The organism is Mycobacterium sp. IDUB_9 (assembly GCF_055419505.1).
In genome coordinates this window covers 279,474-297,121 of the sequence record NZ_JBVAXU010000002.1, presented here as the reverse complement: position 1 = coordinate 297,121, position 17,648 = coordinate 279,474, and the positions used below count along the sequence as shown (strand labels likewise).

Genomic DNA, 17,648 nt, shown 5'->3' with positions numbered 1-17,648 from the left:
CTTCACGTTAGCGGGCCGCCCGGCTGATGGCTTCCCGGCGGTTGGTAGCACCGAGCTTGCGGTAGATGGCGCGCTGGTGGGTCTTGAGTGTGTTGACCGAGATGGACATCCTCTCGGCGATCTGCTGCATCGTCATAGCGGTCCTCAGGAAAGCCTGGATCTGCCGTTCACGCGGTGTCAGGCGTGCCGCACCAGAATCCGGTCGGTGATGCTCACCCGTCAGCAGGGCTTCCTCGACGAAATCGGGGTATGCGGTGTACGACCGGTGAGCCGCCAGCAGTTCTTTGCAGACAGCGTCGGGGTTGTCGACGAACTGGTACCGCACATGCTCCGGGCACGCCACGGTCAACATCTCTTCCATCCGCTGGTGCGCCTGCTCGGCCTGCCCATGCTGCCAATCCAACAACGCCAACGTGTACAGCGCGTACGCAGCGATATACCCCGGCAGCTGCGGCTCGAGGGCCTGGTGAGCCAGGCGGTCGGCGAGGTCGAGCGCGCCCAGCCGACGGCACATCCCGGACATGACCGCCGACACCATCGGAACATGTTGGGAACCAACCACACTCGCGGCGAGGTCCAGCGCGAGGTCATGCTCCCCCCGCGCCTCGGCCAGGCGGGCACGACTCGCCGTCTTGTAACTGACCCACGGCACGCCATGGGTGTCGGCGTCGGGCATGCGGGCCACGGCGGCCTCGGCGGCGGCGAGCACACCGTTTTCGCGCAGGGTCGCCGCGCTGAATGCCAGGAACATCCGTGACGTGTCGGGGTACCCGACACCGACGGTGCCACTCGACGGGATCAAATCCTCGACCGCCGAGGCGATCTCACCATGCCAGAAGTGAATCCAGCCGGCGGTGAATCGCTCGATACCGTCACCGTCGTGCGACAGCCACAGCTCGGGAGTGGATTCACCCGACGACACGGCCAGTTGCAGTGCCTGCTGTGCCTGGCCCAACTCGCCCGAGTGCGCCAGGGCGAAAGCGAGGCTCTGCCTTGCCCGGTGAGCCACCTCCTGAAGCCCGAGAGCCGCGCACTCGTGCACCGCCGCCTCCAGAAACTCCGAACCACGGGTCGGGCTTCGACGTATCCGCGAATCCGCCCAGCCGAGAACGAACAGCGCGCACGCGTAGATGCGCGGCGCGACCACGTCACGGTCGGCCAGCGCGGCCTGGACGCGGCCGGCGGCACGGTCCATCACCTCGCGGTCGTCGGAGATCAACAGCGCAGTGAGATCGGCGATGAAGTCGAGCCGTTCCGGTGACGCCGCCTGTGCGGTCATCCTCTCGGCGCGGTTGAACAACAGCGCTGCCGTGACGTCGTCGCCGGCCATGGCTCGACAGCTGGACCGGATCATCAACGTCTCGGGGTGCTCACCAAAGGCTTCGACGAGCCGTAGGCAGGCCAGATCGAGTGCCGTGGAACGTGATTGAAGCAGCAGCTCAAGCCAATGGTCAGCGACGATCTCGTGCCCGAATGCATCCTCACCCACGACCGCGAGCTCGACCGCCTCCAACGGATAGCGCTGCGCGAGCTCCACCGCCGCCAACCGGTTGAGCCGCTTCCACTCCTTGGGATCCCGGCGCCTCTGGATCTCCTGGCAGTGCCTGACGAAGATCGAATGCCATTGAAAGACTGCGCTTTCGCCGGACCCGATGCGCTCGATGAACAGCCCCGCGGCGACGCAGTCGTTGAGCAGGGCGCCGCTGTCCGGACGGCCGGAGAGTGCGCGGGCCAGGTGCTCGTCGACCCGTGGGCACACCGTGGCTTTGAGCGCGAATTCGGCCAGATCGGGTCGTATCCGGGCCAGCACCGCCGAGTCGATGTACTCGGTGAGGTCAGCGTCGACGGTAAACGTCGGAGCATCGTCTCCGCTGACCAGGATGAGGCGAACCGCGCCGGGCCACCCGGCGGTGGCTGTCATGATCCGATCGATGTCTTCTGGCTGCGCTGCGGCACCGGATGCGGCCACCAACGTCTGCAGGTCGTCACGGGTGAAGACCAGTTCTGTCGCGCCGATCACCGCCGCCTTGTCATGGACCCGAAGCCGCGCCCAGGCCGGACTCACCGGGTCGGTCGTGACCAGGACGAACTGCAGCCATTGCGGCCCGTTCTCGACCAGTTCCACCACTTCGTCGTCGCCCCACACCGACCGGGCAAACTGGAAGTCGTCGATCACGATGGTCACGTACCGGCCAGGATCGATCGACATGAGCGCTGCAACGGCCGCATCGTAGGTCGCCGAATCGAATGCCCCTGACAAGGACTGCTCCAGCGAGCTGTCGCCGGTATCGCGTGCGGTGTTCAACAGTGCGGTCAACACCCCGCGCAGCACATCGGTCCGGTCGCTCATCCGGTCGGTCAGCGTCAGCCACGCCACGGAACCCGGTCGCTCACTGTGGCGCCCTGCGGCCCACTGTGACACCGCGACCGTCTTGCCGAACCCCGACGGAGCGCCTACCAGGACCGCCCGCTTGCGGTCCAGGTACTCATCGATCCTGCTCGCGATCGCCCCGCGCTGCAGCATGTCCGGATTCGACGACGGCGTGGTGGCGAGAAACCACGGCACCGGGTGCATCCCGGATGTTCCGGACGGTTGCAACAGCGTTTCCTACTCGATCGTCCGAACCGACAATGGTGTGCCGGCTCTGTTTGCAGATCCGGCACACCATTGTGACCCCTATGGGGTGACCATGTTGAACCAGAACGGGAACGTGTCCAGCAGCCCCATGAACTCATCGAACGAAGCGCGGTTGCCGTCGATAGTGACCTTGTTCTGCGAGATCGCGTCGTCGAGCTTGATGTTGCCGAGCTGAATGTCGTCGAGCGTCGCCTTGTCCATGGTGATGGTGGAATTCGCGTTCGGCACCGGCGCGTCGGCCGCGTAATTGAGCACGCCGTTCTCGACGGTGAGGCCGTATTGCTTGTTGATGTCCTTGAAGTTGACATTCATCGTCAGGTTCTTGCCCGCGGCTTTCGGCCCGTTCAGTCGCACCGCCAGATAATCGAACAACATCTCGGGCGGCATGGCCTTGACTGTGTCGGGACTCGCGCTGTCGAGACCACCTATCTTGGGCACGCCGTTGCGCAGTTCATAGGCGCCCTGCAGGTACACCGAGCGCCACGGGCCCGATTCGGCCTGGTATCCCATCTGCTCGTAGCTGTCGGCGAGCAGGTTCTTCGCATCGGTGTTGTTCGGGTTCGCGAACACGACATGCTTGAGCACCATCGCCGTCCACCGGTAATCGCCGTTGTCGAAATCCTTCTTCGCCTTGTCCAGAACGGCGCCTTCACCGCCCATGTAGTCGACGTACTTCTTGGCCGCGGGCTCAGGCGGCAGATCGTCGAGGTCCGACGGGTTGCCGTCGTACCAGCCCATGTAGCGCTGATACACCGCCCGTGAATTGTGTTTGAGCGTCCCGTAATAGCCCCGGTTCGGCCAGAAGTTGTTGAGCTCCGGCGGCAAAGCGATCTCCTCGGCGATCTCAGAACCCACCAGACCGTTGTTCATCAACCGCACCGACTGATCGTGCATGTACTTGTACAGGTCACGTTGTTTCTTCCAGTAGTCGATGATGTTGGCATTGCCCCACTTGGGCCAATGGTGACTCTGGAACTTGACCTCCGTGTTCGGACCGTAACGACGGATCGTCTCGTCGATGAACTTCGCCCACACCAGTCCATCGCGTACCTGGGCACCACGCAGGGTCAACAGGTTGTGCATGTTGTTCGTGGTGTTCTCGGCCATCCACATCGCCTTGAACTGCGGGAAGAACGTGTTCATCTCCGTGGGCGCCTCGGTACCGGGCGTGTACTGGAACTCCATGTCCACGCCGTCGACCGTCAGCTTCTGCCCGGTGTGGTCGATGATGTCGGTCGGAATCATCATTCCGGCGGTGCCGGTCGAGTTGGTCTGTCCCAGACCGGCTCCCACTCCCCCCTGGGCGTTGCGTGGGAGCAGCGCACCGAACATGTAGACCGCGCGACGGCTCATCGCGTTGCCGGCGATCACGTTCTCGCTGATCACGTCCTCAACGAAGTTGACAGGGGCAATGATCTTCACCTTGCCCGAGTCGACATCGGCCTGGTTGACGACGCCGCGCACACCGCCGTAATGGTCGACGTGGGAATGACTGTGGACGACCGCGACGACCGGCCGCGGACCGAGCTTCTGATTGGCCAGATCCAACGCGGCCTTGGCCGTCTCGGCTGAAACCAGAGGATCGATGACGATCCAGCCGGTGTCGCCCTTGACGAAAGTGATGTTGGACAGGTCGTAGCCACGCACCTGATAGATCCGGTCCTTGACCACCTCGAACAGGCCGTACTGCATGTTCAACTGCGTCATGCGCCACAGGCTGGGATTGACGGTGTCCGGCGCCGGCTTGTCGTCGGCGATGTACTTCTTGTACTCCTCCATGTCCCAGACGACCTTGCCGTCCGGGTCCTTGATGGTCAGCGTCTCAGGGCGGTCGATGAGGCCTCGTTTAGCATCCTCGAAGTCCGCCTTGTCGTTGAACGGCAACGTATCGAGAAGCTTCTGATTGGCGGCCTTGGTTGCTTCGGTCGCGCCCTTGACGCTGTTGTCGGTCTTGACTCCGCCGCCGGCGCTCCCGGATGCGGAACCACCATTCTTGTCGTCGCACGCGGCGATCAGCGTGGTCGCGACGCCGGCTACGGCCAGTCCGCCCAGCATCCTGCGCCGCGGGAGCTGCGCACGCAATTCGTCAGGCTTATCGGCTTGATATGACTTCGAATTGGGATCCATGCGGGCCAATTATGCCGCCATGCCAGCCGATTTACGCGCAAAACACCGGACCGATGCAATTCACCACGTCAAATCCGAATGGCGGCAGCTGCTTCACGCATATCCAATTCCGCAGCAGGCGAACGGATATCGGCTCTCCGACATCCGTTGTGCCACCACCACCCATTGCGCGGGTTCTATATTCAGCCGGAAATGTTGATCACACCATCCGTCTCGTCGACCTGGTAGGTCGTCAGGGGTCGCACCGCGGGGCCGTTGAGCACCGATCCGGTGGTCACGTCATAGCGGCACCCGTGGCACTGGCACAGAATGACGGTCCCGGTCAGCATTCCTGCCGACAGCGGACACGCCTCGTGAGTACACAGATCGTCGAAGGCGTAGAGCTTCCCTTCGACCCGCGCCACCGATACCCGCCACTTGCGGTCTTCGAGGTAGTACGGGTTCACAGAGCCCTCGGGCAGTTGATCTGCGGCACCGAGCCGCCGTGTCGTCGGTATCGTCATCGTGACCTCGCAGGTTCTCGGGCGCTCAGTACGGGTAATCGGGAATGACGTCCTGATTGCGGGCGTCCAGTCGGAGTTCACCTGGTGCACCGGCCGGCACCAGCGGGCGGTGCGGCATCGTCGCCGACAGCCGCTGGTAACCCGATCCCAGCGGCGGCCGCAGATCCTCCTCACCCTTGTTGGGCCAGAACGACATTGCCCGCTCGGCCATCGCCGTGATGGTCAGCGATGGGTTCACTCCGGGATTGGACGGCATCACGCTGCCGTCGAGGATGTGTAGCCCCGGCTGACCGAAAACCCGTTGGTACGGGTCGACAGCGCCCTGTTCGGCGGTGTCGCCGATGGGCATGCCGCCGATGAAATGTGCTGACGCGGTGCGGTTGAGCGATTCGAACATCAGCGCATACTGGTCGCAGCCCATCTGTTTGGCGAGCCGGTCGGCATACTCCTCGACTACCGGGATATGCACCGGCGGTGATTTGACGCTGCCCTTACGACTGCGCAACATGCCGTTCTTCCAGTAGAGGTCTATGGACGTGTCGTCGGCCTGCATACACAGCAACACCGCCATGCGCTCCGACCAGCTGCGAGGGTCATTGCCGCCGAACACCTTATGCGGGTTGCTGAACAATTCCTTGAACCAGTTCCGGACGGGATGCGCCTGGTCTCCGGTCTGGTGAAGGCTGAACATGAATGCCATGAGGTTGCTGTCGACCCCGTAGTAGACGGGCTCGATGCTGGTCATTTCGTCCGGCCAGACCCCCGAGGTGATCGACACCGCGCCGGGCGTGATGTGGATCTTCTCCGGGTCGTCCTTCCATTCGCTGTGTCGCCGCACCACGCTGAGCAGTTGTTCGGAGTTGGTCCTGGCGCGTTGACCCAGCTGACTGGACATGCCGGGGAGCTTGCCGCCGTGCTGCATGTGCAGCAGGAGTTTGGCCGTCCCGTATGCGTGGGCCGCCACGATCACCTGGTCAGCCGTATAGCGCCGGCGCTGCGCCCGAGCCGCCCGATGCGCCCATCCGGGATGCCGGGTGTGTACTTCGAAGCCACCATCATCCAGCTTGTCGATCTCGTAGACCTCGTGCAGTTCATGGACGACAGCACCGAGCTTCTCGGCCAGGTACAGGTAGTTGACCGTCAACTTGTTCTTGGCGTTACGGCCGCAGCCGATCATGCAGTCACCGCAGTTGACACACCCCCTGCGCCGGGGCCCGACGCCGCCGAAGTACGGGTCGTCGACTTCTTCGTCGGGAGCGCCGAAGTACACCCCGACCGGCGCCCGGTTGAAGGTGTGCCCGATTCCCATGTCGTTGGCCACCTCTCGCATGTGGCGGTCGACGTCGGTGGGCATGTACGGGACTCGGACCACGCCGAGCATGCGCCGGGCCTGGTCGATGTACGGCGCGAGTTCGTCGGCCCAGTCGGCGATTCCGGCCCACTCCGGGGCGTCGAAGAATCGTCGTGGTGGCACATACAAGGTGTTGGCGTACACGTGCGAACCACCGCCGACCCCGGCGCCCGACAGGATCAGCACATCATCGAGCAGTTCGATGCGCTGGACACCGAACATCTCGAATTCTGGCTGCCACAGGAACTTACGCATGTTCCAACTGGTCTTGGCGATCGCTTCATCGGGCCAGCGTTTGCCGGACTCCATCACCGCAACGCGGTAACCCTTTTCGGCGGCACGCATTGCGGCGACACTTCCACCGAATCCGGAGCCTATGACGATGACGTCGTAATGCCTGCCTGAGTCGGTCATGTTCACCTTCACGTAGCTGGCCGTGCCGGGAAAAATTCGCGAACGGGTCCGACCGTAGTACGAGAATGGGACGCCAACTACACAATTGACAATATTGTCGCATTTGCAAAATGGTTGACATAATCAATTCCCTCACCCGAAAAAGGTGAGGAAATAATCAATATCGCTTACGCCGACCTCGCTGCCCACCAGACGCAAAAGTGCCCCAAACCCGAAGGTTTGGGGCACTTTTCTGTCTGCTCGCGCGGAGGAGGGAGAAGGAGCCTTCGCTACTTCGCTTTTTCCAACACCTCGACCAGCCGCCACCGCTTGGTGGCCGACGTCGGCCGGGTCTCCATCAACGAGACGCGATCGCCGATGCCGGCGTCGCCGTTCTCGTCGTGCGCCTTGACCTTCTTGGTGGTCCGGATGATCTTGCCGTAGAGCGGGTGGCTCTTACGATCTTCCAGCTCGACCACGATGGTCTTCTGCATCTTGTCGCTGACCACGTAGCCGATGGCGGTCTTGCGACGACCACGCGGTGTCTCGGTGGCCGGCGTGTGCCTGGGGCCCTTAGTTTCTGCCATTACGAATCCTCACCAACAGGTCCGGATGCCAGACCCAACTCACGTTCACGCAGCACGGTGTAGACCCGTGCAATCTCCTGGCGCACGACGCGCAGCCGACGGTTGTTGGCCAGCTGACCGGTCGCCATCTGGAAGCGCAGGTTGAACAGCTCTTCCTTGGACTCGCGCAGCTTCGCCGTCAACTCGGTGTCGGACAGTTCACGCAGCTCACCAGGCGTAGTTCCCACTGCCATCAGAACTGCTCCTCTCGACTCACGATGCGTGCCTTGATCGGCAGCTTGTGGATTGCGCGAGTCAGTGCTTCCTTGGCGATCTTCTCGTCCGGGTAGCTGATCTCGAACAAAATGCGACCCGGCTTGACGTTGGCGATCCACCACTCCGGCGAACCCTTACCGGAACCCATGCGGGTCTCGGCGGGCTTCTTGGTCAGCGGGCGGTCCGGGAAGATGTTGATCCAGACCTTGCCGCCACGCTTGATGTGCCGGTTGATGGCGATACGAGCGGACTCGATCTGCCGGTTGGTGATGTAGGCGTGGCCGAGGGCCTGGATGCCGTAGTCACCGAAGCTCACCGACGTACCACCGCTGGCGATGCCACGCTGGCGCGGGTGATGCTGCTTGCGGTGCTTGACCTTACGGGGAATCAGCATGATTTAGCTCTCCGTGCTCTCAGCGGCCGGCGCAGCCTCGACAGCGGCGGCCGGCTGAGTTGTGGCTGCAGCGGTATCGTCACCCGTCGCAGCGCGTCCCGCCTCAGTGCTCGTCGCCGTGGTGCCCGAAGAACCGCTACGACGCGGCCGGGTGCCCGACGGACGCTCACGACGCGGCCGGTCTGCGGCCGGCGCGGCGGCGGTCAGCTCACGCTTGCCACCGACGATGTCGCCCTTGTAGATCCAGACCTTCACGCCGATCCGGCCGAAGGTGGTCTTGGCCTCGTACAGGCCGTAGTCGATGTCCGCGCGCAGCGTGTGCAGCGGAACCCGACCCTCGCGGTAGAACTCCGAGCGGCTCATCTCAGCACCGCCGAGGCGGCCCGAGCACTGCACCCGGATGCCCTTCACGTTGGGCTGACGCATCGCCGACTGGATCGCCTTGCGCATCGCGCGACGGAACGCCACACGGTTGCTCAGCTGCTCGGCGACGCCCTGGGCGACGAGCTGTGCCGTCGACTCAGGGTTCTTCACCTCGAGGATGTTGAGCTGAACCTGCTTCTTGGTCAGCTTCTCCAGGTCGGCGCGGATGCGGTCGGCCTCGGTGCCGCGGCGACCGATGACGATGCCGGGACGCGCGGTGTGGATGTCGACTCGAACTCTGTCGCGAGTCCGTTCGATCTCCACGTCGGCGATACCGGCGCGCTCAAGACCAGTGGCCAGCAGACGCCGGATGGCGACGTCTTCCTTCACGTAGTCCTTGTACTGCTTGTCGGCGTACCACCGGGACTTCCACTCGGTCGTGATACCGAGGCGGAAACCATGGGGATTGATTTTCTGGCCCACTACTCCGAGCCTCCCTTCGTCTCGGCCGTGCCCTTCGCGGCGGAAGCCTTGCTGCCCTGCGCACGACGGCTGCGTGCCGAACCCGTCGAAGAGCCGCGCGCACCTCCGTTGCTCTTGGGCGGCCTGCTTTCCACGATCACCGTGATGTGGCTCGTGCGCTTGCGGATCCGGAACGCACGCCCCTGGGCGCGCGGGCGGATGCGCTTGGCGGTCGGACCCTCGTCAGCGGTGACAGTGGCGACCACCAGGGTCGTCGGGTCCAGGCCCTCGTTGTTCTGCGCGTTGGCGGCAGCGCTCGCGATCACCTTGGCGACCGGCTCGCTGGCAGCCTGCGGTGCCCACCGCAAGATGTCGAGGGCTTCCTCGACGCTCTTGCCACGGACCAGATCGATGACGCGGCGGGCCTTGCTGGCCGAGACACGCACGAAGCGCGCCTTCGCTGTCGCGGACGGATATTCAATGACTGTGGTACTCATCGCCGCTTGCTCTTCCGGTCGTCCTTGATGTGACCCTTGAAGGTGCGCGTCGGGGCGAATTCGCCGAGCTTGTGCCCGACCATCGCCTCGGTGACGAACACCGGGACATGCTTACGGCCGTCATGCACCGCAAAGGTATGCCCGATGAAGTCGGGGAGGATGGTCGACCGACGTGACCAGGTCTTGATGACCTGCTTGGTGTTCTTGTCGTTCTGAACGTCGACCTTCTTGAGAAGATGGTCATCGACGAACGGACCCTTTTTCAGACTACGAGGCATCGCTGCTACTCCTTCCGCTGCCTAGCGCTTCTTGCCGGTGCGCCGGCGACGGACGATGAGCTTGTCGCTCGGCTTGTTGGGCTTGCGGGTGCGGCCCTCGGGCTTGCCCCACGGGCTGACCGGATGGCGGCCACCGGAGGTCTTGCCTTCACCACCACCGTGCGGGTGGTCAACCGGGTTCATCACGACACCACGGACGGTCGGGCGCTTGCCCTTCCACCGCATACGGCCGGCCTTACCCCAGTTGATGTTGGCCTGCTCCTTGTTGCCGACCTCGCCGACGGTGGCGCGGCAGCGCACATCGACGCGACGGATCTCACCGGACGGCATACGCAGCGAGGCGTAGCTGCCTTCCTTACCCAGCAACTGGATGCTGACACCGGCCGAGCGGCCGAGCTTCGCACCGCCACCGGGCCGCAACTCCACAGCGTGGATCACGGTACCGGCGGGGATGTTGCGCAGCGGCAGGTTGTTACCCGGCTTGATGTCGGCGTTGGGACCCTGCTCGATCACGTCGCCCTGCTTCAGACCCTGCGGCGCGATGATGTAGCGCTTCTCGCCGTCCAGGAAGTGAAGCAGCGCGATGTTCGCGGTGCGGTTGGGGTCGTACTCGATGTGCGCGACCTTGGCGTTGACGCCGTCCTTGTCATGGCGACGGAAGTCGATGACGCGGTAGGCACGCTTGTGGCCGCCACCCTTGTGCCGGGTGGTGATCCGGCCGTGGGCGTTACGACCACCCTTGCCGTGCAGCGGGCGAATCAGCGATTTCTCCGGAGTCGAACGAGTGATCTCGGCGAAATCGGAGACGCTGGCACCGCGACGACCCGGGGTCGTCGGCTTGTACTTGCGAATTCCCATATCAGTTAAATCCTCTTAGTTCCCGGCGCTTACGCCGGGGCTCCGAACAGTTCGATCGGCTTGCTGCCGGCGGCCAGAGTGACGATGGCGCGCTTGGTGTCCTTGCGCTTACCGAAGCCCGAGCGGGTGCGCTTGCGCTTGCCCTGTCGGTTGGCGGTGTTCACCGAACTCACCTTGACGCCGAAGATCTTCTCGACGGCGATCTTGATCTGCGTCTTGTTCGAGTCCGGGTGCACGACGAACGTGTACACGTTGTCCTCGATCAGCCCGTACGACTTCTCCGAGATGACCGGGGCCAGGATGATGTCGCGGGGGTCTGTAATCGTTGCCATCAGACCGACGCTCCTTCTTTTTGGTCCTTGGTGCTCGCTGAGATGTACGCGTTCAGCGCCTCGACGCTGAACACCAGGTCGTCGGCATTGAGCACGTCGTAGGTGTTCAGCTGATCCGGCGAGATCACATGCACACCAGGCAGGTTGCGAACGCTACGGGCGCCCACCTCGTCGGTCCGGCCGATGATCACGAGCACCTTGCGGCGGTCGGTGATCGCCCCAAGGAACGACTTTGCGCTCTTGGTGGACGGGGTCTGACCTTCGACCAGTTCGGTGATCGCGTGGATGCGCTCATTGCGGGCCCGGTCCGACAGCGCACCGCGCAGGGCGGCAGCGATCATCTTCTTCGGGGTCCGCTGGCTGTAGTCGCGCGGCTGCGGGCCGTGCACGACGCCACCACCGGTGAACTGCGGTGCACGGGTCGAGCCCTGACGAGCCCGGCCGGTGCCCTTCTGCCGGTACGGCTTCTTGCCGCCACCGGAGACCTGGGCGCGGGTCTTCGTCGAGTGCGTGCCCTGACGCTTGGCGGCCAACTGCGCGTTGACGACCTGATGCATCAGAGCGATGTTGGGCTCGACGTCGAACAGCGCCGCGGGCAGCTCGACGCTGCCGTCGGTCTTGCCGGACGGAGTCTTCACATCAATTTTGAGAGTCATTACTTCTCGCCTCGCTTGATTGCGCTGCGGACAACCACCAGACCACCGTTGCGTCCGGGGATTGCGCCCTTGATCAACAGCACGCCGTTCTCGGCATCGACCTTGTGAACCTTGAGGTTCTGCGTGGTCACCCGGTCGTGGCCCATGCGGCCCGACATCCGGGTGCCCTTGAACACGCGGCCCGGGGTGGCACAGCCACCGATGGAGCCGGGGCGACGGTGCACTGCCTGGGCGCCGTGGCTGGCGCCCTGGCCGGCGAAGCCGTGACGCTTCATCGTGCCGGCGAAGCCCTTGCCCTTGCTGGTGCCGGTCACGTCGACGAAAGCACCGTCGGCGAAGATCTCGGCGGTCAGCTCCTGGCCCACCTCGTACTCGGCGGCAGCAGCCTCGTCGACCCGAAGCTCAGCCAGGTGGCGGCGCGGGTTGACACCCGCGGCGGCGTACTGACCGGTGACGGGCTTGTTGACCTTGCGCGGGCTGATCTCGCCATAGGCGAGCTGCACGGCGCTGTAGCCGTCGCGCTCGGGGGTGCGGATAAGGGTCACCACGTTGGGGCCGGCCTTGACGACCGTCACCGGGACGACTTTGTTGTTCTCGTCGAACACCTGCGTCATGCCCAGCTTGGTGCCCAAAATGCCTTTTCTAGCCATTTTTCTCGGGTCTCCTACTGGATGTTGACGTCGACACTTGCCGGCAGATCGATGCGCATGAGCGCGTCAACCGTCTTCGGCGTCGGGTCGAGGATGTCGATCAGTCGCTTGTGGGTGCGCATTTCGAAATGCTCCCGCGAGTCCTTGTACTTATGCGGCGACCGAATGACGCAGTAAATGTTCTTCTCGGTCGGCAACGGCACGGGGCCCACCACGCTGGCACCGGTACGGGTGACCGTCTCGACGATCTTGCGCGCCGAGGCATCAATGGCCTCATGGTCGTAGGCCTTGAGCCTGATGCGGATCTTCTGTCCCGCCACGCTTCTCCTACCTCTACTTCGTACATCGGCCGGCCGTATCGGAACTCGATGGGAAAAACCCACCGAAACCCGTCGGGCCTGGTGCCTCGGCGCGGGTGCGCCGAGAATTTGCCGCCGCTGTTTACCTGTCTGTGGTCCACCGACCCCCGCGGTCGGGCGTGTCGCCCTCGCGCACACTTTCTCGCCCTGGAAATCAGTCGCGATCTAGTGTTGGGACCGGATGCGCCCGTGGGGGCGCCGGTCGTATGCCCGGCCAGGAAATACCCGGCGCAAGGCAACCCGAACAGTATGCCTTAGAACCTGGCGTGCTCCAAATCCACGATCGAGCAGGTCGGGGGCGTGCATGCACGCCGCCCCGATCGGCGCCGAGATTGCGCTCAGGGACACATCTGGGCCCGGGTTTATCCCTCACTTCAATCTGGGTGCTCCGGCGCTGCGCGGATCCCTATCTTACTTGTGAGTAAGGTAGGCGCGGTGACCGTCACCTCCACGTACCGCGCTTGGCAGCAGTTGTCCGGCAAGCCACTGGGCACCTACCTGTTCTCGGCGGCGGCCATGGCCCGGGTGCCCTACTTCGCGTCGATCCTGCCGCACGTCGTCCGCATGGAGCCCGGCCTGGCCGAGGTGACCGTGCCGAAGTGGTTCTACGTCTACAACCACCTGCACACCGTGCATGCCATCGCGTCGTGCAATGCCGCCGAGATGGCGATGGGCATGCTGATGGAGGCCACCGTGCCGACGACGCACCGCTGGATTCCCAAGGCGATGAACGTGCAGTACCTCGCCAAGGCCACCACATCGCTGCGGGCCCGGGCCGAGCTCATCCCGCCGGATTTCGGCACCCTCGCCGAAGGCACCGACATCGTGGTGCCGGTCAGCATCACCGACCGCCATGGCGTCGAAGTGGTGCACGCCGACATCACCACCTGGGTGACGCCCGCCTAGTTCACCGAGCGTGCACTCAGATCGTGATTTGCGCCGAAACCGCGATCTGAGCGCACCGTCGGCACTAGTCCAAATAGGTGCCGTGCCCTTCGCGCACCAGTGCACCGTCGAACAACAGCACCTCGTTGACCAAACCGCCGTTCTGATTGCGGTAGTGGATCACCAGGGCCGACTCGCCACGGTATGTCGCAAGCACCTCGAAATGCAGATCCGGCATGCCGGCCAACGCCGTGGTCCAGTAATGGCGTAATGCGTCCTTACCGTGCACCACGCCCCCGGTCTCCGGGAAGACGCGCGCTGCGACCGGCGAACTGAACACCACGTCGTCGCGGAAATGCGCCAGCACCGCCTCCACGTCGTGCGCGTTCCACGCCTTCACCCATTCCTCGGCGAATGCATGTGGATCCGGTGTCGCCATCGAGTTCACTTACCCCTCAGCCCGGCCCAGAACGGGCATTGATGCTCATGTGCGTAGCCATTGTCGACGCGACTGCCGTCGGCCTGCAACGACATTCGGGGCGGTGTTCCGGCGCCGTCGAATTCGGGCCACCCCGGCTGACCGTCGGCCGCGGGATCACCGGTGCGCACGAAAGCGCTCCAGTAGTCGATCATCTGGTCCGAGAGGCGTTGCTGCGCCGGGTCCAACGGAGGCGCCCCGCCCACGTCGAACAGATAGCGAAGCTCCAACGAGTGACTGGCTCCGACCGGGAAGGGCAGCGTTCGCAGAACCTCCGGCGCCGGCGCGGAGCGGTCGTTGAACTCGTAGGCGTAGACGGGCCCGGCGCGGGACAGTTCACCGGCCATCCGCTCCGAGACACACGCGAAGTCACCGTCGGTGACGGCCGCCGAATACGCCTGTGCCACACCGCCGTACCGATCGATCGGATAGGAGGCACCGACGGCTGCGGCGTCGGCGCCGAAGGTCTCGGACAGGAGTCGCGGGTAGTCCCCCACGACGTAGCGCTGGCCTTGACGCAGATAGCGCAACGCCACGAACAGCGTGAACTCATCACGGGTGGTACCGATCAGCACCGGCACCCGATCGGCGCGGTCAGATCCGAATGCCGCCAACGGGGCCTGAGGCACCAAGGCCGATCCGGTGACCGGACCGGTCAGCTCGTCACTGCCGATATTGAAGTACCACACTGGTTTTCGCAGGCTGTCCACCGGCAGTCCACGCAGGCAGTTGGCGGCCACCACGAGATCGGGGCATCCGGCGGCGGCTGCGTAATCGAGCGAGCGTCGGGTCGCCGTGGCTATGTCGGCCTGCGCATGGCACGGCGCGCTCATCAGGATCGCAGCTCGGAACAATCCCGCCGAACCCGGCGACACCAGATGGTCGCACACCGACATGCCACCCGCGGATTCACCGGCGACGGTGACCTTTTCCGGATCGCCGCCGAAGTCGGAGATGTTGTCGCGAACCCACCGCAGTGCCGCCTGCTGGTCGGCCAGGCCGTAGTTGCCGATGTCACCGGAGACCCCAAGGGCCGGGTGGGCCAGGAACCCCAGCGTGCCGAGACGGTAGTTGATCGTCACCACCACGATGCCGCCGTGCGCGGCCAACCGGCCCGCGTCATAGATATCGCCGCTGCCGCCCACGAACGCGCCGCCGTGGATCCACACCATCACGGGGCGCAACGCATCCGAGACCGGCGGCGTCCAGACGTTCAGACTCAGGCAGTCCTCGGCGGCGTTGGCCCCGCGTTCGGGATCTGAATCGGGGTCCTGGATGCAGCGCGGGCCGGGCCGGGTGGCGTCGCGCTCCCCCTGCCATCCCGGTGCGGGCGCCGGCGCGGAGAACCGCATCGGCCCCACCGGGGCGGCGGCATACGGCACCCCGGCGAAGAGCCGGTGGTCGGATGCCACTGTGCCGCGCAGGGTTCCGGCTACGGTCCGGACGATCGCCGGGTCCAGCCCCTGCGCTTGGCCCGGCGCATGATCGGCCGGATGACCGGGCGTCACCGCCTGACCGCCACCCCGTGCACAGCCTCCCACCAGCATCACCAGCACTGCCAGCAACGCGACGACGCGACGCCCAGACCGCATGGCTGCGAGCGTACGGGGCCGATCGACAAAATCTGCTCCCTTGCGTGGCGCCGATCACATATGGTGGTAATTGACACCCGTCAAATCCCCGGCAGTGAGGAGTCTCGATGAGCGCGCCGACAATGGATGACGCCGCGAAGGTGCTCGCCGATCCGACGGCTTACGCCGACGACGCACGCCTGCACACCGCGCTGACCCACCTGCGCGCCAACAATCCGGTGGCATGGGTGGACAACCGGCCCTACCGACCGTTCTGGGCGATCACCAAGCACGCCGACATCATGGCCGTCGAGCGGGACAACGAACTCTTCATCAGCGAGCCCCGGCCACTCCTGGCCACCGCCGCCGCCGACGATCTGGCCAAACAGCAGCTCGAGGCCGGGATGGGCCTGCGCACGCTGATCCACATGGACGACCCCCACCACCGCAAGGTGCGGGCCATCGGGGCAGATTGGTTCCGCCCCAAGGCAATGCGGGCGCTCAAGGTTCGCGTCGACGAGCTCGCCAAACGCTATGTCGACAAGATGCGGGATATCGGTCCCGAGTGCGATTTCGTCACCGCGATCGCCGTCGACTTCCCGCTCTACGTGATCATGTCCCTGCTCGGGCTCCCCGAAGAGGACTTCTCGCGGATGCACATGCTGACCCAGGAGATGTTCGGCGGCGACGACGACGAGTACAAGCGCGACGGCGGCTCACTGGAGGACCAGCTCGCCGTCCTGATGGACTTCTTCGCATACTTCTCCGCGCTGACCGCATCGCGCCGCGCGAACCCGACCGAGGACCTGGCGTCGGCGATCGCCAACGGCACCATCGACGGGGAGCCGCTGACCGACGTCGACACCGCGTCGTACTACGTCATCGTCGCCAGCGCCGGCCACGACACCACCAAGGACGCGATCTCGGGCGGACTCCACGCGCTCATCGAGAATCCCGACCAGTTGGCCCGGCTGCGCGCACAGCCCGAGTTGATGGGCAGCGCAGTCGAAGAGATGATCCGGTGGTCCACCCCGGTCAAGGAGTTCATGCGAACCGCCACCGCCGACACCACGGTGCGCGGCGTGCCGATCGCCAAGGGCGAATCCGTCTATCTGGCCTACGCTTCGGGCAATCGTGACGAGGAGGTCTTCGACCACCCGCACCGCTTCGACGTCGGGCGTGACCCGAACAAGCACCTGGCTTTCGGATACGGCGTGCACTTCTGCCTGGGCGCGGCACTGGCCCGGATGGAGATGAACAGCTTGTTCACCGAGCTGCTGAGCCGCCTGGACTCCATCGAATTGGCCGGAACACCAGAGCTTTCCGCGACCACGTTCGTCGGCGGACTCAAGCACCTGCCGATTCGTTACTCGCTGCGCTGAGACTGTTCTGACCGCCGGTGGGTGGCCAGGAAGCCGTCCACCGCGGCCCGCACGCAGGTGGTGTAGTCGAATTCCGACAGCGTGCTGAGCTTGCCCAACACGATCGGACCCAGCAGCAGTGCGGCGGCCTGCGTGCGATCGACGTCGCCGAGCTCGACGACGGCCTCGGGGCTGTCGAAAATCGCCTCGAACGGTAGGGCGTACTGCTCGGCCACCCGTTCACGCAAGGTCCGTACCTCGGCACTGTCGTCCGTCCGCCACGGCAGCTGTTCCATGTCGCCGCCGAGCGCCAACCATGACATCGCGGTGATGCTGATCGGCGCCTCGGCGATCGAGTCGGCCTGCGCCTGAACCAGGGCGATCAGCCGGTCACGCAGCGGCCCGTCCTCCGGCGGCATCGGCGCAGCCGGGATGAGAGCCCGAAATGCCGCGGCCAACAAGTCATTTCCGCTCGGGAAGTGCCGGTACAACGTCGCCCTGGCCACATTCGCGGCGCGGGTGACCGCGTCGACCGTGACCGCACTCGGACCGCCTGACCGCAACAAGGACGTCGCCGCTTCGAGCAACCGGGCCCGGGACCGGGCCGGACGCGGGTCACCGCTTTCGGCAGTCATTCGCCAACACCTCCA

Annotated in this window: 19 protein-coding genes and 1 pseudogene; 2 read left to right on the top strand and 18 right to left on the bottom strand. The window is 64.6% G+C overall.

Going from position 1 to position 17,648, the window contains the following annotated elements:
- Positions 1 to 7: 7 nt before the first annotated feature.
- From ACZY08_RS09940 to rpsJ, 15 genes and pseudogenes are all read right to left on the bottom strand, one after another.
- Complete coding sequence (locus ACZY08_RS09940; protein WP_463744998.1) at positions 8 to 2,566, bottom strand: LuxR C-terminal-related transcriptional regulator; 2,559 nt, start codon at positions 2,564 to 2,566, stop codon at positions 8 to 10.
- Between the two features lie 111 nt (positions 2,567 to 2,677).
- Positions 2,678 to 4,765, bottom strand: coding sequence for an alkyl/aryl-sulfatase (locus tag ACZY08_RS09935; protein WP_463744999.1), 2,088 nt, complete (start codon positions 4,763 to 4,765; stop codon positions 2,678 to 2,680).
- Positions 4,766 to 4,947: 182 nt separating this feature from the next.
- The gene (locus ACZY08_RS09930; RefSeq protein ID WP_463745000.1) at positions 4,948 to 5,268 is read right to left on the bottom strand and encodes a Rieske (2Fe-2S) protein; all 321 of its coding nucleotides are present in this window, start codon (positions 5,266 to 5,268) and stop codon (positions 4,948 to 4,950) included.
- A 25-nt stretch (positions 5,269 to 5,293) separates the two neighbouring features.
- Entirely contained in the window at positions 5,294 to 7,033 is a 1,740-nt protein-coding gene (locus tag ACZY08_RS09925; protein WP_463745001.1) for an FAD-dependent oxidoreductase, read from the bottom strand.
- Between the two features lie 269 nt (positions 7,034 to 7,302).
- Complete coding sequence (rpsQ, locus tag ACZY08_RS09920) at positions 7,303 to 7,599, bottom strand: 30S ribosomal protein S17 (RefSeq protein ID WP_463745002.1); 297 nt, start codon at positions 7,597 to 7,599, stop codon at positions 7,303 to 7,305.
- Entirely contained in the window at positions 7,599 to 7,832 is a 234-nt protein-coding gene (rpmC, locus tag ACZY08_RS09915) for a 50S ribosomal protein L29 (protein ID WP_055109978.1), read from the bottom strand. The genes rpsQ and rpmC overlap by 1 nt, the downstream gene beginning before the upstream one ends.
- Positions 7,832 to 8,248 carry a 50S ribosomal protein L16 gene (gene rplP / locus ACZY08_RS09910; RefSeq protein ID WP_036441254.1) on the bottom strand — a complete coding sequence of 139 codons (417 nt, stop codon included), beginning with the start codon at positions 8,246 to 8,248 and terminating at the stop codon, positions 7,832 to 7,834. The genes rpmC and rplP overlap by 1 nt, the downstream gene beginning before the upstream one ends.
- A 3-nt stretch (positions 8,249 to 8,251) precedes the next feature.
- Complete coding sequence (gene rpsC, locus ACZY08_RS09905) at positions 8,252 to 9,094, bottom strand: 30S ribosomal protein S3 (protein WP_463745003.1); 843 nt, start codon at positions 9,092 to 9,094, stop codon at positions 8,252 to 8,254.
- Between the two features lie 14 nt (positions 9,095 to 9,108).
- Positions 9,109 to 9,570: pseudogene (gene rplV / locus ACZY08_RS09900) on the bottom strand (50S ribosomal protein L22); the annotation flags it as partial.
- Complete coding sequence (gene rpsS / locus ACZY08_RS09895; RefSeq protein ID WP_044516135.1) at positions 9,567 to 9,848, bottom strand: 30S ribosomal protein S19; 282 nt, start codon at positions 9,846 to 9,848, stop codon at positions 9,567 to 9,569. The pseudogene rplV and the gene rpsS, both read right to left, overlap by 4 nt.
- 21 nt (positions 9,849 to 9,869) lie before the next feature.
- Positions 9,870 to 10,706: a 50S ribosomal protein L2 gene (gene rplB / locus ACZY08_RS09890; protein WP_463745004.1), complete on the bottom strand. Its 837-nt coding sequence runs from the start codon at positions 10,704 to 10,706 to the stop codon at positions 9,870 to 9,872.
- Positions 10,707 to 10,735: 29 nt separating this feature from the next.
- On the bottom strand, positions 10,736 to 11,038 hold the full coding sequence (gene rplW, locus ACZY08_RS09885) for a 50S ribosomal protein L23 (RefSeq protein WP_463745005.1): 303 nt from the start codon (positions 11,036 to 11,038) through the stop codon (positions 10,736 to 10,738).
- Entirely contained in the window at positions 11,038 to 11,694 is a 657-nt protein-coding gene (gene rplD / locus ACZY08_RS09880; RefSeq protein ID WP_463745006.1) for a 50S ribosomal protein L4, read from the bottom strand. Before rplD ends, rplW begins: the two co-directional genes overlap by 1 nt.
- Entirely contained in the window at positions 11,694 to 12,344 is a 651-nt protein-coding gene (gene rplC / locus ACZY08_RS09875; RefSeq protein ID WP_166902623.1) for a 50S ribosomal protein L3, read from the bottom strand. Before rplC ends, rplD begins: the two co-directional genes overlap by 1 nt.
- A gap of 14 nt (positions 12,345 to 12,358) precedes the next feature.
- Complete coding sequence (gene rpsJ / locus ACZY08_RS09870) at positions 12,359 to 12,664, bottom strand: 30S ribosomal protein S10 (RefSeq protein ID WP_003925843.1); 306 nt, start codon at positions 12,662 to 12,664, stop codon at positions 12,359 to 12,361.
- A gap of 474 nt (positions 12,665 to 13,138) precedes the next feature.
- On the opposite strand from rpsJ, the gene ACZY08_RS09865 reads away from it, so the two are divergent.
- A complete protein-coding gene (locus ACZY08_RS09865) occupies positions 13,139 to 13,609 on the top strand; it encodes a hotdog fold domain-containing protein (protein ID WP_463745007.1) in 471 nt (156 codons plus the stop codon).
- Between the two features lie 64 nt (positions 13,610 to 13,673).
- Here the strand turns inward: ACZY08_RS09865 and ACZY08_RS09860 are convergent, their stop codons facing one another.
- Both ACZY08_RS09860 and ACZY08_RS09855 read right to left on the bottom strand, forming a co-directional pair.
- On the bottom strand, positions 13,674 to 14,027 hold the full coding sequence (locus ACZY08_RS09860; protein ID WP_463745008.1) for a nuclear transport factor 2 family protein: 354 nt from the start codon (positions 14,025 to 14,027) through the stop codon (positions 13,674 to 13,676).
- A gap of 5 nt (positions 14,028 to 14,032) precedes the next feature.
- Positions 14,033 to 15,658, bottom strand: a complete 1,626-nt coding sequence (locus ACZY08_RS09855; RefSeq protein WP_463745009.1) for a carboxylesterase/lipase family protein — start codon at positions 15,656 to 15,658, stop codon at positions 14,033 to 14,035.
- Positions 15,659 to 15,765: 107 nt separating this feature from the next.
- On the opposite strand from ACZY08_RS09855, the gene ACZY08_RS09850 reads away from it, so the two are divergent.
- Positions 15,766 to 17,019 carry a cytochrome P450 gene (locus tag ACZY08_RS09850; protein ID WP_463745010.1) on the top strand — a complete coding sequence of 418 codons (1,254 nt, stop codon included), beginning with the start codon at positions 15,766 to 15,768 and terminating at the stop codon, positions 17,017 to 17,019.
- Here ACZY08_RS09850 and ACZY08_RS09845 read toward each other — a convergent pair.
- On the bottom strand, positions 17,004 to 17,633 hold the full coding sequence (locus ACZY08_RS09845) for a TetR/AcrR family transcriptional regulator (RefSeq protein ID WP_463745011.1): 630 nt from the start codon (positions 17,631 to 17,633) through the stop codon (positions 17,004 to 17,006). The two genes, ACZY08_RS09850 and ACZY08_RS09845, sit on opposite strands and share 16 nt — an antisense overlap.
- Between the last annotated feature and the right edge of the window lie 15 nt (positions 17,634 to 17,648).

Coding starts and splice junctions, on each gene's coding strand:
- ACZY08_RS09935 (WP_463744999.1), bottom strand. CDS start 4,765: ATGGATCCCAATTCGAAGTCATATCAAGCCGATAAGCCTGACGAATTG.
- ACZY08_RS09930 (WP_463745000.1), bottom strand. CDS start 5,268: ATGACGATACCGACGACACGGCGGCTCGGTGCCGCAGATCAACTGCCC.
- ACZY08_RS09925 (WP_463745001.1), bottom strand. CDS start 7,033: ATGACCGACTCAGGCAGGCATTACGACGTCATCGTCATAGGCTCCGGA.
- rpsQ (WP_463745002.1), bottom strand. CDS start 7,599: ATGGCAGAAACTAAGGGCCCCAGGCACACGCCGGCCACCGAGACACCG.
- rpmC (WP_055109978.1), bottom strand. CDS start 7,832: ATGGCAGTGGGAACTACGCCTGGTGAGCTGCGTGAACTGTCCGACACC.
- rplP (WP_036441254.1), bottom strand. CDS start 8,248: ATGCTGATTCCCCGTAAGGTCAAGCACCGCAAGCAGCATCACCCGCGC.
- rpsS (WP_044516135.1), bottom strand. CDS start 9,848: ATGCCTCGTAGTCTGAAAAAGGGTCCGTTCGTCGATGACCATCTTCTC.
- rplB (WP_463745004.1), bottom strand. CDS start 10,706: ATGGGAATTCGCAAGTACAAGCCGACGACCCCGGGTCGTCGCGGTGCC.
- rplW (WP_463745005.1), bottom strand. CDS start 11,038: ATGGCAACGATTACAGACCCCCGCGACATCATCCTGGCCCCGGTCATC.
- rplD (WP_463745006.1), bottom strand. CDS start 11,694: ATGACTCTCAAAATTGATGTGAAGACTCCGTCCGGCAAGACCGACGGC.
- rplC (WP_166902623.1), bottom strand. CDS start 12,344: ATGGCTAGAAAAGGCATTTTGGGCACCAAGCTGGGCATGACGCAGGTG.
- ACZY08_RS09860 (WP_463745008.1), bottom strand. CDS start 14,027: ATGGCGACACCGGATCCACATGCATTCGCCGAGGAATGGGTGAAGGCG.
- ACZY08_RS09855 (WP_463745009.1), bottom strand. CDS start 15,658: ATGCGGTCTGGGCGTCGCGTCGTCGCGTTGCTGGCAGTGCTGGTGATG.
- ACZY08_RS09850 (WP_463745010.1), top strand. CDS start 15,766: ATGAGCGCGCCGACAATGGATGACGCCGCGAAGGTGCTCGCCGATCCG.
- ACZY08_RS09845 (WP_463745011.1), bottom strand. CDS start 17,633: ATGACTGCCGAAAGCGGTGACCCGCGTCCGGCCCGGTCCCGGGCCCGG.